Genomic DNA, 14,111 nt, shown 5'->3' with positions numbered 1-14,111 from the left:
AGTCCCAATCCCTACTCCGAGTCCCCAATCTCTAGTCAAAATGCCTAATGAAATTTGGTTATCACAGTTGGAAAAACACCGAGCGATCGCAGTTATCCGTGCTCCTCAAATCGAAATGGGACAACAAATGGCAATGGCTGTAGCATCTGGGGGAATGCAGCTAATTGAGATTACCTGGAATAGCGATCGCGCTGGGGAATTAATCAGTCAATTACGTTTGGAATTACCAGCCTGTATCGTTGGCACTGGTACGCTATTTAATGTGCAGCAGTTACAAGATGCGATCGCATCTGGGGCGCAATTTCTTTTCACACCCCATGTCGATCCGGCAATGATTCAAGCAGCCCAAGAAAAAAATGTGCCGATCATACCAGGAGCGCTGACTCCTACAGAAATTGTTACCGCTTGGAGTCAGGGTGCTAGTTGTGTAAAAGTGTTTCCCGTGCAAGCAGTGGGAGGGGCTGATTATATCAAAAGTTTGCAAGGCCCGTTGGGTGAGATTCCCTTAATTCCTACTGGCGGCGTGACTCTCAAAAATGCCAAAGAATTTTTGCAAGCTGGAGCGATCGCTGTCGGTTTGAGCGGTGAATTATTTCCTAAAAAGCTTGTCATAGACGGAAATTGGTCAGCGATCGCAACTCAGGCAAAAAATTTAATGCGACAGTTAGGTTAACTTAGAATCAAATCATCAAAATTCACGTCTATTAAAGTAATAGATAGGGAAATAAAGGTGAAAACCGATGGGTTTCTCTAGACCCGATAATTTGAGTGTGAGTGTATCTAAAATGAAAAGACAAATTTCTCCTGAGTGGGTGCGTCGCTTACAAATAATCCTCACTGGTACAGTACTGTCCTTAAGTGTTTTTACTACTACTGGAACCAGTGAAGTTTGGGCGAATTCTAAAAATCAAGTAATTGCACAAACAATCCAGACATTACAACAATCAGATCAACGCTGGATTCAAATTAACCTTACAAAGCAACGATTAATAGCTTGGCAAGGTGACAAAGTAGTTTATGGAAGTGCTATTTCCTCTGGCAAAAAAGCCACTCCTACTCTTATTGGTACTTTTAAAATTCAATCCAAGTTTAAAACTACCCGAATGCAAGGAGAAAACTACAATGTTCCCAACGTTCCTTATGCGATGTTTTACCAAGGTAATTACGCTATTCACGGAGCTTACTGGCATAAAAAATTTGGTACTCCAGTGAGTCACGGCTGTGTGAATATCGCACCTAAACATGCAAAATGGCTATTTGAGTGGGCATCGGTAGGGACACCAATAGTCATTCATAAATAATAGGTGAAGCAGCCAAAAGGCAATTTAGTTAAAATTATAAATAACAACAAATCAAGACAATTAAGTGATTCCCAGCAATATTTTATGCTGGGAATCTTCGGAGTCGGAATTACTGAACTTGAAATAAAATAAAAAAGAGGGCATTTAACTATTATGCCCAATAAATAAGCGGAAATCCTGACAATTCCTTTATGAAATTACAAATGCAAATATGAACTTGGGGAAAGTTTGTTTTTAAGCATTTCAATGACAGATTTTTGTCAAGATTGTCCTTTGTAATTAGTCATTGGTCATTGGTCATTAGTTTTTAACAAAGGACAAATGACAAATGTGTAAATTGGATGCAGATTAACTTAGGACTTGTGTTGAGAAGCATTAGCGGATGAATTGCGTAAATCCTCCACAGAAAGCAAGTAGTCACTCTGGAAATTTGTAGTTTTCCAGAAAATTACTTCACTTGATGATTTTGCGTAGTTTAGAAGATGAAGCATAATGCAAACTTGGATTCGCCGTGGTGGAATTCGTTCTTCAGGAACTTTTTGTACAGGTGTGGCGCTGATGGTGGTGACTTTATTCTCTTGGTCATCACCGCTTACAGTTATACCCAACTCGACTACAGCAACAGCCACCTCAGTTGATCAAAACAGCACTAATAATATTAGCCAACCTCGCTGGATTGAAATTGATTTGTCAGAACAACGTTTACGTGCATGGGAAGGTCATAAACTTGTTTATTCATACCTCATTTCTGGAGGTAAGCGATCAACTCCTACACCCATAGGTAGATTTCGGATTAATTCTAAGTATCGCACTCACCGGATGCGAGGCAGAGGCTACAACATTCCTGACGTTCCTTACACAATGTATTTCTATAGAGGGTATGCCATTCACGGGGCTTATTGGCATAACCGTTTTGGGACTCCAGTCAGTCACGGTTGCGTAAATTTACCTGTTAAGCAAGCTCGTAATCTTTACAACTGGGCTTCAACAGGAACTTTAGTAGTGGTGCGGAAATAATCGTAATTCGTAATCAATATCTGCAATTTTTCCTTTGATGTATAGACGGGTGCGTTCGCAAAGTTAAGCACCTGTCTACACATATTTAGGACTTACGCAAAAACCCTCTCAAACTCTCATGTCTCCGTGATCTCTGCGTTCTCTGTGGTTCGTTTTCCGTTACCTGTGCGAAGTCCTAATATTGCTAGACTAAAAACACGTTTTTGAGGAATTTAGGAGCTATGAGCGTCATAATTACTCAACCTCTAACACTGGAAGAGTTTCTGAAGCTCCCAGAAACAAAGCCTGCAAGTGAATATATTAACGGAGAGATTATTCAAAAGCCAATGCCAAAAGGGAGACACAGCCGCTTACAAAGTAAACTATGTGCTGTTATCAATGAAGTCACAGAGAATCAGAAGATTGCCTATGGGTTTCCCGAATTACGATGTAGCTTTGGAGAACGCTCAATTGTACCTGATGTAGCTGTATTTCTGTGGAGACGCATACCGTTCACCGTTGATGATCAAGTACCTGATAATTTTGAACTTCCACCAGACTGGACAATTGAGATTCTCTCGCTAGAACAAAAACCCAACAAAGTAATTGGGAACATTCTTCACTGTCTGAAGTATGGCAGTCGCCTGGGATGGTTTCTTGACCCTGACGATCTGAGTATTTTGGTATTTCTACCAGAGCAGCAGCCAGTGCTACTCCAGGGAGAAGATTTTTTGCCTATATTACCGGAAATTGAACTTGCACTAACCGTCAATCAAGTTTTTGGATGGTTAAAAATGGGCAAATAGGAATAACTCGGCTAGATAATTTTGAGTGCGTAGGCGTAGCACGTCGTAGACATCGCTGTTGAGGAAATATTTTCTGGTCTAGCATTGAACCTTGATAATCACAACTTGAGCAATTATAATGACAGCTTTAGTTGTGGTAACGACAACTTAAGCCTTACTATGAAACTGGGAAAATTCATAACGACAGCTTTAGCTATGGTAACAACAACTTAAGCATTACTTATGACACTTGGAATATTCATGACCACAGCTTCAGTTATGGTAACGACAGCTTTAATTTTGTGGGATTGTTAATAAGTGATTAAGAGGTCATTTATCAAGTAAAAATCAAGTTACTGTAAAGTGTATTAGGCGCATATTTCAATATGCTTTTTCACAAAAAACATATCAAAGTGCCTAATGCAATGGCAGTTATGATGCCTGCAGTAGGCTGCACCAACGCCGGAAGCCGTTGCTCATCCTGCCTCCCCTACTTAAGATTTTTATAAATGGTCTCTAAGGCATCTTGGTAAATTAATTTCAAGTGGTGGTTTATGGAAGTATGGGTAAATTTGCAATTTGGTGATGGTGATTTTGAGCATGGATTTACTAAAATCAAACTTCAGATAGATGCTTTTTCTACTCAAACTAAGATTACGCAACTAGAAACCCAATTACCTCCAGCCCAAGAAATTCCAAATAGCTATGAACGTTGGAAAAAAATCTATAACTTGTTAGTTCAACCTGACAGCAGAGGTTTTAAAAATAACCAAGTTACAAATGTATCCACAGATATCTGTTCTGAATATGCTAAGTCTTTACGTGAAAAACTAAATCAATGGCTACTACCAATTAAGTTACAGTTAGAACTAGCAATTACCTCAAATACTAATATTGATATTCGTTTAATTGTCAATACATACGGAGTTACATCAGAACATACAAAGAACATCTTACATCGCATACCTTGGCAGGAATGTTATTTATTTGGCCAACATTCTTCCTCGGAAGTAGCGCTTTCTTTTAAAGATTACCTGCAAAAAACGGCTGTATATACAAACAAATTAAAGTCGGAAATTTTCCGAAGAATTAAAATTATCAGTATTTTTGGAGATAGTAAAGACCTAGATACAGAAACTGATGAAAAATTAATTATGCAGCTAGAAAAACGAGGTGCAGAAATTATTTCTTTGAAAGAACCAAAGCGTGAGTCACTTCAAAAACTTTGGGACGAGCCTTGTGATATTTTGTTTTTTGCGGGACACAGTGAATCTCAAGAGCATGGTAAAAAAGGTATAATTGACCTGAATTCCAATGAAAGTTTAGATTTAGAAGAAATTCCGCAGACTTTAAAATTAGCAATTAGTAAAGGTTTAAAATTAGCAATTTTTAATTCCTGTGATGGTTTGGGTTTAGCACAACGATTGGCAGATTTAAATTTACCTTACGTCATAGTTTGGCGGGAACCAGTACCGGATAAAATCGCGCACAAGTTTCTCAACTTTTTTCTTTCTTCTTACGCTAGTGGAGATTCTTTATTTACCGCTGTTTTGAAAGCAAGGGGTAAATTACAAGAACTGACAGGAAAGTCTGAGGGAGAAAAGCCGCTTTCTGGGGTGAGTTGGTTACCGATTATTTGCAAGAATACATTAGAACTTCCTCCCAGTTGGGAAGAATTGGGTGGATTATCTGGTAAGTTACCTGACTGTCCTTATCAGGGTTTGTCAGCGTTTGGGGAAAAAGAGGCAGATTTTTTCTTTGGTCGAGAGAAGTTTGTTGATGAGTTGGTAGCAGCAGTTCGAAGTAAATCTTTGATTCCTGTGGTTGGTGCATCTGGGAGTGGAAAGTCCTCTGTGGTGTTTGCGGGGTTGGTTCCGAGTTTGCGAAAAGTTGGGAATGTAGAGATTATTTCTTTTCGTCCGGGGAATAATCCTCTTGGGAATTTAGCGATCGCATTAAATCATCATTGTCATTCCCCAGCACCAATACAAGGAGAAAATTCCACAGATATACAACGCAGATTAGAATTAGACCAATTGGTTTTAGAAGTGGACTTGCGGCATGATGATACAAAGTTGTCCCAGTTTATAAATGATATTATCACCAAAAGACACCTAGTACTCATCGCCGACCAATTTGAAGAACTCTACACCCTCGCACCGCCAGAAGAACGCCAGCCTTTTTTAGATGCATTAATCTACGCTATCAACCACGCTCCTAGATTTACCTTGGCTCTAACGCTGCGGGCAGATTTTTATGGCTATGCTTTATCTTACCGTCCTTTTAGCGATGCTTTGCAGCAGGGAATTTATAATCTTGGCCCTATGAATCGGGAGGAGTTGCGTAGGTCAGTTGAAAAACCAGCACAAAAAATGAAGGTGGTATTTGAGGAGGGGTTGACAGATACTTTAATCAGAGATTTGGGTAATGAATCAGGACGTTTACCTTTACTTGAGTTTACCCTGATGCAGCTTTGGCTCAAACCGAGAAAATGGTTTCTCACCCACGAAGCTTATCAAGAAATTGGTGGTTTAGAAAAAGCTTTGGCTAACTATGCCGATACGGTGTTAGATAAGCTGAGTGAGGTTGATAGAAAACGGGCGGAAAAAATATTTATTCAGTTAGTGCGTCCTGGGGAAGGGACGGAGGATACCCGACGTGTGGCGACTCGAAAAGAGGTAGGAGAAGCAAATTGGGATTTGGTGCAAAAATTAGCTGATGCGCGTTTGCTAGTGACTGGTTGTGATGAGACTAGCGAAAACAAGGAAGAGACGATAGAGATAATTCACGAAGCGTTAATTAGAGAATGGGGAACTTTCCGCCAATGGATTCAAGATAACCGGGAGTTTCGCACTTGGCAAGAGCGCCTGCGAGGAGCAATGCAACAATGGAAAATTAGTAATGACGAAGGTGCTTTGTTGCGTGGTGCGGCGTTGGTAGAGGCCAAAGAAAGGCTAGAAGAACGTCTAGATGACCTAAATCAAGATGAGCAAGACTACATCAAGCAGAGTATTGAACTACGTGAACGTCTAATTAAGCAAGACAATGAACGCAGAAAGCAACAACTCTTAGCAGCGTCAATAACAACTATATTTTTTGCCGGATTCGCCATCTTTTCTGGTTTTCAATGGAGAAACTCAGAAATTAATCAAATTCACGCTTTGACGGAATCTTCTGAAGCACTATTAGTCTCTAATCAAAAGTTAGATGCGTTAATTAGCAGCTTGCACGCAGGAAAAAAACTTAATCAACCACTTTTACAAATATTTCCGCCCACAACTGATCTCAAGGATAAAGTTAAAAGAACTCTGCAAAAAGTTGTTTACCAAGTGCAAGAACGTAACCGTCTTAACGGGTATCAAAATGTCAATGGCTTTCAGGTCAGTTTCATCTCAGATAATCAACATTTAGTGACTGCTGGAGACGATGATACTATCAAGCTATGGAACTTTCAGGGTCAACAGTTGTTGACTTGGCAAAAAAAAATACCGAGAAATGATATTAGTATTAGCCGAGACAGTCAAAGACTGGCCACTGCTGGAGAAGATGGTATTATCACCCTGTGGAACTTAAAGGGTCAGCAATTATCTACTTGGAAAGGCAATCAAGGCTGGATTAGAAGTATCAGTTTTAGTCCAAACGGACAGTTGCTGGCTACAGGAGGAGAAGAAGGCACTCGCTTGTGGAATTTGCAAGGTCAGCAGCTGGCAAAATTAAAAAGCGATCGAGGTTGGGTTTGGAGTGTTCGTTTCAGCCCAAACGGACAGTTGTTAGCTTCCGGAGGATATGACGGCACTATTCGCTTATGGAATTTACAGGGTCAGGAGTTGGCAAAATTAACTGGTCATGTCCGACCAGTCAGAAGTGTTAGCTTTAGCCCAGATGGTCAAAAATTGGCTACTGCTGGAGATGATGGTACAGTTCGTTTGTGGAATTTACAGGGTAAGCAGTTAAATCAATGGCAAAGAGATGAGCGCGGAGTTTCGTTTGTTAGTTTTAGTCCAGATGGTCAAAAATTAGCTATTGTCGGACCTGGCACATCTGGTTTATGGGACTTGCAGGGTAAGCATCTGTCAGAATTTACTCACCATAAAGGTCGAATCGGCAATATGAATTTTAGCTTAGATGGTAAAAGACTAGCGACAGCAGGAATTGACAACACTGTTTACCTATGGGACTTGCAGGGTAAGCAGCTGTCAGAATTTGTTCAGCATCAAGGTCATGTCAAAAAAGTCAGTTTTAGCTCAGATGGTCAGCGACTAGCTACAGTAGGAGATGATCGTACTATCGGTTGGTGGAATTTGCAGGGTCAAGAACTAAAAGCAATTAAAGGGCATTTAGTTAGTTTTAGCCAAGATGGTAAGCAAATAGCTACTACAGGAGATGATGGTACTGTTAGCTTGTGGGATTTTCAAAGCAAGCAGTTATTTAAATTTACTGCTCATCAAGGTCGAGTTAGAGAAGTCAGTTTTAGCTCAGATAGTCAGCGACTGGCTACAGTAGGAGATGATCGTATTATCCGTTTGTGGAACTTGCAGGGTCAGAAATTATTTCAATCCCCAGTTTTAGCAGATACAAACTTTAACTTTAAAAGTCTTAGCTTTAGCCCAGATGCTTCCTTGTTGGCAGCTATAACAAATGAAGGGTCAGTCAGTGTGTGGAACTTACGGGGTCAAAAATTAGTTCAGTCTCCAATTTCAGCAAATCCAAACTCTCACTTTTTTCGTCTTATCTTTAGCCCAAATAGTCGTCTGTTAGCAGCCGTAGAAAATAGCAGATGGGTCAGTGTGTGGGACTTGCAAAGTGATAAGAATAGTGAAAAAACAAGATTGTTTGGACATTCAGGTGGAACTAAGGGTGTCATTTTTTACTCAAATAGCCAACATTTGGCTACCGTAGGAAATGATGGTACTGTCCGCTTGTGGGATTTGCAAGGTAAGCTGTTATCCAAATTTCCTGCCCATCGAGGTTGGGCTACAAGTCTCAGTTTAAGCCCAAATGGTCAACAACTGGCTACTGCTGGAGATGATGGCACAGTTCGTTTATGGAATTTCCAGGGTCAGCAGTTGGCAGAATTTCCAGCAAATTCTCGGAACGTTATTTTTACTCCAGATGGTCAACGATTAGTTACCGTAGGAGTTGATGGCACTGCTAAGTTATGGCAAATTGAAACGTTTGAGGAATTGTTGAAGCGGGGTTGCGGTTGGGTGCGTGATTATCTGAAGAATAACCCGAATGTAAGTAAAAGCGATCGCACTTTGTGTAACGGTATCGACACTCAAAAGTGAACTACTCTTCCTGATGTTTGCAATATTTTTGCAATAAAACCTGAAAATCTGGGTCATATTTGGCTTGTCGCCAATTCTTGGCAGCATACACTTGCTCTGGTTTTAAATTTTTAGCTTCTCTGAGGTCGGCTCCACTGAGGTCAGCTTGACTAAGGTCGGCTCCACTGAGGTCAGCTTGACTAAGGTCGGCTCCACGGAGGTCGGCTTCAATGAGAATAGCGCAAATACGATCATAGTCTCCAGTGGGTTCTTGTTCCTTAAAATTGGCTTCATTGAGATCATCTCTCAAGAATTCGGCTCCCTTGTATAAAACCCTACTGGATCTGTTTACCTCAATATAATTAAGTTTAGCTTTTCTGAGGATGGCTCCTTGAAGTTTAGCTTCATTAAGTGCGACTCCATTGAGGATAGCTTCAGTGAAGTCGGCTTTATAGAGATTGGCATGAGTGAATCTAGCGAAACAGAGGTCGGCTTTGCTAAGTTTGGCTTCAGAGAGGTTGGCTTGTTCAAAGTTAGCTGATATTAGTTTGGCTTGTTCAAAGTTGGCTTTAAAAAGGTCGGCTTGTTCAAGGTTGGCATACATTAAATCAATTGCTCCAGTATCTGGGTCTTTGCTAGAATCCCGCCGTCCAATAACAGTGAGAGCTGCTTGAACATCCGTAGTAACTTTTCCTAATTCTCTTTCTTGATTACTGAAATCGCCCTGTTGATTGATATAGTATTCTGCTAGATTATTGTGTTGCTTTTTTGGATTATTCTTGATTTCCTTTAAAGAAGATTTTTCCAGAATAAAGGAAGTAAGAACCTCCATAATTGTCCAGTGGTCTTTTTCTGAATCTTTTGCAACTCGCTCCAGTGCATAAATTCCCCCTAGTCGAACCTCAAGCTTATCATCTCCGAGTTGGTTAATGGCTTTGGTGAAGCGTTCTGTAATTTGTCCCTCTTCGGAAACCTTAAGACTTCGCCATGTGAAAAAGATACTGAGTAGGGCAGCAAAGCCAACAAGAGCTTGAATCAAAATCCCGTTAATATCTTTTTCTAATCCAAGTAAGTCTTTATCTAGTGCAATTCGCTCTTTTTCTATTTCAATCTTATCTTTTAAGTTAATCTTATTATTTAAATTTAAATTCACTTTTAGAGCTTTAATTTCGTTTTCTAATAATTGACTTTGTTTCTGTAGAGTACTAACCTTTTGTGATACACCTTTTAAATGATCAAGTAAAAAAAGAGCTAAAAGCAGGAAAATAATAGCAAAAACTACAGGTACTAAGGTATTTCTCTTCTTCATGCATGGATACCAGATATAACTATCATCAAGCTAAAAACTAGAGTTTAGTTGGTCATGAACTAAACTCTAGTATAATGAGAACTCCGCGTAGATATACTGCACGAGGATTCAGATTTGTTAGCGTTAACTTTCGCTTGCTTACGACTCGACTCTCTTAATCTATTAGACTTATGCCTCTTGATCTTTAGTCGAGTGCTTATGACCATCGGGTATGTATACCTGAACCCAGCGCCCTGCTCGAATTCTGATTCTTCTACCGTTCCTCAAGGTTCGGTAAACAGGACGAATCCATATTCGTCTTCCAACTGAATAAGGCGCACTTACAGGAGTTTTCAAAGTTCCTTCTCTTCCAGATACCTGCGTTTGTACAGGAGTTCTATCAATTAGATTCGCTGCGAATACCTGTGTTGGTAGGGACGCAGCAGCAAATGGTAGAGCCAATAAAGCGCTAGCAACGAAACGTTTCATACTTTTGAACCTTTGTTTATTGATAATTGGTTAGAAAGAAGTAATAGAAACAAGGAGAAAACAAGCAATAAATGATATTGATATTGCTCAGAAGGTATTTACTTGTTTATCCTGCTTCTACTTTTATATAAGTTCAAGTCCAATCGACCTATACACTTGTGTGAGGCAAATAGAAGTTTACTTTCAATAAACACATTCTCTAATCCTTATATATCAAGGTTTACAAGAAATTGTGTTTTTTTCAAATGTAACACCATTTCACAAAATTCATGATAAAAATAACATTCGGGAGAGACGCGATTAAGGTGAAACAGTATAACGGGACGCAATAGACTCACATTTTGCATCAAACCTCAATGATTACAAATCGCACGACAGTTACATACCGCTTTGCTCTCAATTTTCACAAATCATATAGGATTGCTATAGTTCATAACTCCCAAAAGTGTATAAGCTGAAAAAAGCAAACCTATATATATGATGTAGCCCCAGAAGATTAATCAAAAATCGTCTCTGGTGCTAGAGCTTCGCTGTTAATGTCATGTTTTCAAGAGACGTGAGGTAACTAAAATTACTATGGTGTCACCGTCAAAATATTGGCAAATGCAGATACTTCCTATAGGGGTAAACGTTCAGCTAAAAAAACATAGAGAAATCGTTAGGACTAAGGAGTTTTTTAAAATACAATTCCCTCACTTAAGCAACAAACCCACACTATCGACAGAAGAAAATAAGCAAGTTCAATCAGTTCTGTGGGAAATGTTTCGTTCAACAGACGACATTTACCAACGTGCTCTTGCAGGGCTTTGTTTGCGCTGCTATGTCTCACACAGAATTCTCATCACCTGCAAAACCATCCCTCACATCTATAACGTCAGTGCAGAAAACCTTTTCAGGTACACCGATTTACTTCCCTTCGTTTTAAACGATGATGGTACAGCACTGGTGATTGTAGATAGTGAAGGTAAAACTCAACATATCTTAAACCATCATGATAGTACTACTCGACCCATTCTTAAAGGCGGAGAATTTTTTAGCGTTGACATTTTGCAAAGATTTAATCCCAACTTAGGTTCTAACGAAAGCTTAGATAATTGGACTAGCAGACTCACCCGCCAGAATCAAGAAATCAAGTCATTTTTGTGGGAGTTTGGGTTGGCCACTCCCAGTGATTGGGGGCTATTATGTAAATCTGTTCCTCGTTCTCTGTCTGGGCTTCTTTTAACAGAAGAAGACTATGAAATTGTCAAAGCTTTTCAAACAGTTTACCAACGAGATAGACTAAAAACACGCCAAAAAGGACGCTGTTCTGAACCAACACCAAGCCAATTGCAAGAAATGTTAAATTTGTTGCAGCAAATAAATATTACTTTTTCTCCACAACAATTAATTTATAATCTTAAACGTATCGCAGAAATCTTGCGACAAGACTGGCTTTTTAAAAAAACAGGCACTACCAAAACTCTACCCACAGAAGTATATGATAATTCAACAAATGATTATCTTCCTAACCCAGATTTACCTTATTATACAGACCGCGAACCGGAAGATATAGAATTAGAAAAATTACAAGAAATCTGGAAGAATTTGTTTGAAAAAGTGTTATACAAAATCATAGCAGAAGTAATTCACCAGCGAATTGAAGATTTGAAAAAAAGTAAAGGTTACAAAAACTTTGCTCAACGATTCCCAGAAGGGTTACGACTTTATTACCAAGAAAATAAGTCTTTGAGTGAAATTGGTAAACTTTGGGAAATCGAATGGAGTAAAGCTAGACGAATTTTTCAAATAGAAAATTTTTTGGAAATTGTGCAGTATCGAACCGAAGAGATTTTTTTAGAGAAACTTCTACAATCAGTTAATAAATATCAGTTAACTAGAATTTATCATGAAACTGATTATCTAAAAAATATTGCTGCTGAAATTAGAGAATTTGCCTATGAGAAAACATTTAAAGAAGCAAAAGCCGAATTAGCTGCTAGTAAAAAACAGATAAAAAACAGCTTATTTGCTCAAATAATCCGCATTTACCTGAATAAATAATAATTTATGAACCAACATATATAGCTATTCTATCATAGAAGGAATCACGGAGGAAATATGGTTAACTCGCACATTTACATAATTGGTACACAAAACATAAAAATAAACTTGTCACCAAAAATTGTTTGGCTAGAACCAGAAGATTTTGACGAAGCGCGAGTAATCAGTGAGAATCATTTTAGCCAGTTCGGTGAGTTCGGCGCATGGAAAATATATTTAAATGCACTAGCACAACTTGGTTTTGAAAAGTGTCTGAAAGAACGAAATCCAAATATCAAAATTAAACCAGACAAGAGTGCTAATGCAATTGATGATGTCTGTTATCTGAGTGTAAATGAATTTCGCCTCTGCTTAATTACCGTAGATAACCTGATTGATGATTTTGTTATCGTACCAGCAAAACTTGTGACCTCAGCCAAAACGGCTGCTCATTTCTATATCTTGCTGGAGGTGTTAGAAGAAGAAGAACAATTAAATATTCATGGTTTTTTACGTTATGATGAACTATTTAAATATTCTCAAACACCAAATTTTAAATTTCAGCTAGATGGTAGTTATCTATTACCCCTGTCTTTGTTTGACACGGAGTTAAATAATCTCTTACTATACACTCGTTTCCTAGAACCATCTGCGATTAAATTACCTGTAGTAGTAACAAGTAATAACACAGTTAGAGAAAATCTAACTCAGGTAACAACTCAAGTAGGTAAAGCATTAGTCAATCTGGGTAAATGGTGGGATAGAGTATTTGAAGAAGGTTGGCAATCTACAGATTTTATTGGGAGTAGAATTCCAAATAATTTAACGTGGGGTTATGTTAGAAGCCGGAAGGAGTTAAATAATTTTCCTATTTCACAAACTAAATTATTTAATTTTGGACTATTGCTGCAAAATCAAGCCTTAGCTTTAATTGTCAATCTTAAAAAAGAAGAAAATGGAGAACAAGGTGTGCTTGTACAAATTCTTCCTCCTCAGGAAGAATATTTACCTTCTGGCTTGAACTTGAAAATTACTCTTAATCCCAATACCTCTGATTTTATAAGTCAAGAAGTCACTGCGAGGCAAACTGATAATGCTATTCAGTTAGAATTTAGCGAAGCACTGGATAAACAATTCCAGGTTGAAGTGAGTTATAAGGGTGCTGTATTTACTGAGGAATTTATCTTGTAAAAATGAGATATAAATTTAACAGGAATTATTATTAACATCTTCCGTAATATGATGTCCGGTAAATTGCTTATAGTTCTCGCGTTACCCCTCCCCAACCCTCCCCTTGGCAAGGGGAGGGTGCCCGATAGGGCGGGTGAGGTAGTTTTATTATGGGTAATTGAGCGGACTTGATATAACTTGGTAAGAGAGGTTACCTACATAAATTGACATCGATTTTCTCCAAAATCATCAGCGTGTAGAGATTTAAATTTCAAAGATAAGCCAATAGCAACACCTGTATTATCAGAAATTGAAATTGCACTAACTGTAATCAAGTTTTTGGATGGTTAAAGATGGGCAAATAGAAATAATTAGGCTGGAATCAGAAGGAGCGATCGCTTTTTCATAAAAATTATAGACATTAATCATCAACTAAAAAAGGTAGCCCAATGAACTAGAGAATTGCCGAAGCCAAACAGAGGTTCTCCGAACTGATTAATGCCGTAACCAAAGAACCACAACGCATCTACAACCCGAATCAATTAGTAGCGGTTGTTGTGAAAGCTGAAATGTTCGAGGAATTCTTAGTTTGGCGCAAGCAGCACGAAAAGATGTCTTTAGCTGATGCCTTCAAAGAATTACGCCAGATAGCTGCTGAGGAAGACTATATCCTCGAAGTACTCTCCCGCCAAGACCGTCCTAACACCTTCGCTGATGCCATCGATGACTTTTCTGTGTGACACTAACATTATCAGCGAATTAGCATGACTCCAACCTAACTCTGGTGTACTTA

The 14,111-nt window shown here is 38.8% G+C and carries 10 protein-coding genes; 8 read left to right on the top strand and 2 right to left on the bottom strand.

What is annotated here, in order from left to right; genetic code table 11:
- Positions 1–40 precede the first annotated feature (40 nt).
- The 5 genes from V7K56_RS27500 (at position 41) to V7K56_RS27480 (ending at position 8,370) form a co-directional block, all read left to right on the top strand.
- Complete coding sequence (locus V7K56_RS27500; RefSeq protein ID WP_334915634.1) at positions 41–673, top strand: bifunctional 4-hydroxy-2-oxoglutarate aldolase/2-dehydro-3-deoxy-phosphogluconate aldolase; 633 nt, start codon at positions 41–43, stop codon at positions 671–673.
- Positions 674–785: 112 nt separating this feature from the next.
- Entirely contained in the window at positions 786–1,301 is a 516-nt protein-coding gene (locus V7K56_RS27495) for a L,D-transpeptidase (protein ID WP_334915632.1), read from the top strand.
- 492 nt (positions 1,302–1,793) lie between these two features.
- Entirely contained in the window at positions 1,794–2,318 is a 525-nt protein-coding gene (locus V7K56_RS27490; RefSeq protein WP_334915630.1) for a L,D-transpeptidase, read from the top strand.
- Positions 2,319–2,539: 221 nt separating this feature from the next.
- Positions 2,540–3,103 (top strand): Uma2 family endonuclease, encoded by a 564-nt coding sequence (locus V7K56_RS27485; protein WP_334915628.1) that lies wholly within the window; start codon positions 2,540–2,542, stop codon positions 3,101–3,103.
- A 533-nt stretch (positions 3,104–3,636) separates the two neighbouring features.
- Complete coding sequence (locus V7K56_RS27480; protein ID WP_334915625.1) at positions 3,637–8,370, top strand: nSTAND1 domain-containing NTPase; 4,734 nt, start codon at positions 3,637–3,639, stop codon at positions 8,368–8,370.
- Position 8,371: 1 nt separating this feature from the next.
- Here V7K56_RS27480 and V7K56_RS27475 read toward each other — a convergent pair whose 3' ends face one another.
- On the bottom strand, positions 8,372–9,502 hold the full coding sequence (locus V7K56_RS27475; protein WP_334915623.1) for a pentapeptide repeat-containing protein: 1,131 nt from the start codon (positions 9,500–9,502) through the stop codon (positions 8,372–8,374).
- Between the two features lie 324 nt (positions 9,503–9,826).
- Positions 9,827–10,126, bottom strand: a complete 300-nt coding sequence (locus tag V7K56_RS27470; protein ID WP_334915621.1) for a hypothetical protein — start codon at positions 10,124–10,126, stop codon at positions 9,827–9,829.
- Between the two features lie 759 nt (positions 10,127–10,885).
- Here V7K56_RS27470 and V7K56_RS27465 point away from each other — a divergent pair.
- The 3 genes from V7K56_RS27465 (at position 10,886) to V7K56_RS27455 (ending at position 14,058) form a co-directional block, all read left to right on the top strand.
- The gene (locus tag V7K56_RS27465; RefSeq protein ID WP_334915619.1) at positions 10,886–12,169 is read left to right on the top strand and encodes a hypothetical protein; all 1,284 of its coding nucleotides are present in this window, start codon (positions 10,886–10,888) and stop codon (positions 12,167–12,169) included.
- A gap of 57 nt (positions 12,170–12,226) precedes the next feature.
- On the top strand, positions 12,227–13,339 hold the full coding sequence (locus V7K56_RS27460) for a DUF1822 family protein (RefSeq protein WP_334915617.1): 1,113 nt from the start codon (positions 12,227–12,229) through the stop codon (positions 13,337–13,339).
- Between the two features lie 440 nt (positions 13,340–13,779).
- Positions 13,780–14,058, top strand: coding sequence for a type II toxin-antitoxin system Phd/YefM family antitoxin (locus V7K56_RS27455; RefSeq protein ID WP_334915700.1), 279 nt, complete (start codon positions 13,780–13,782; stop codon positions 14,056–14,058).
- Positions 14,059–14,111: the final 53 nt, after the last annotated feature.

Origin of the sequence: Nostoc sp. (assembly GCF_036917535.1) — a bacterium.
In the GTDB taxonomy this organism is placed as follows: Bacteria; Cyanobacteriota; Cyanobacteriia; order Cyanobacteriales; family Nostocaceae; genus Nostoc.
The sequence above is the reverse complement of the archived record's forward strand: the minus strand, read 5'-3'. Positions and strand labels throughout refer to the sequence as shown.

Excerpts from the sequence above, each read along its gene's own strand:
- V7K56_RS27460 (WP_334915617.1), top strand. The coding sequence starts at position 12,227 with ATGGTTAACTCGCACATTTACATAATTGGTACACAAAACATAAAAATA.
- V7K56_RS27465 (WP_334915619.1), top strand. The coding sequence starts at position 10,886 with ATGTTTCGTTCAACAGACGACATTTACCAACGTGCTCTTGCAGGGCTT.
- V7K56_RS27480 (WP_334915625.1), top strand. The coding sequence starts at position 3,637 with ATGGAAGTATGGGTAAATTTGCAATTTGGTGATGGTGATTTTGAGCAT.
- V7K56_RS27490 (WP_334915630.1), top strand. The coding sequence starts at position 1,794 with ATGCAAACTTGGATTCGCCGTGGTGGAATTCGTTCTTCAGGAACTTTT.
- V7K56_RS27500 (WP_334915634.1), top strand. The coding sequence starts at position 41 with ATGCCTAATGAAATTTGGTTATCACAGTTGGAAAAACACCGAGCGATC.
- V7K56_RS27485 (WP_334915628.1), top strand. The coding sequence starts at position 2,540 with ATGAGCGTCATAATTACTCAACCTCTAACACTGGAAGAGTTTCTGAAG.
- V7K56_RS27470 (WP_334915621.1), bottom strand. The coding sequence starts at position 10,126 with ATGAAACGTTTCGTTGCTAGCGCTTTATTGGCTCTACCATTTGCTGCT.
- V7K56_RS27495 (WP_334915632.1), top strand. The coding sequence starts at position 786 with ATGAAAAGACAAATTTCTCCTGAGTGGGTGCGTCGCTTACAAATAATC.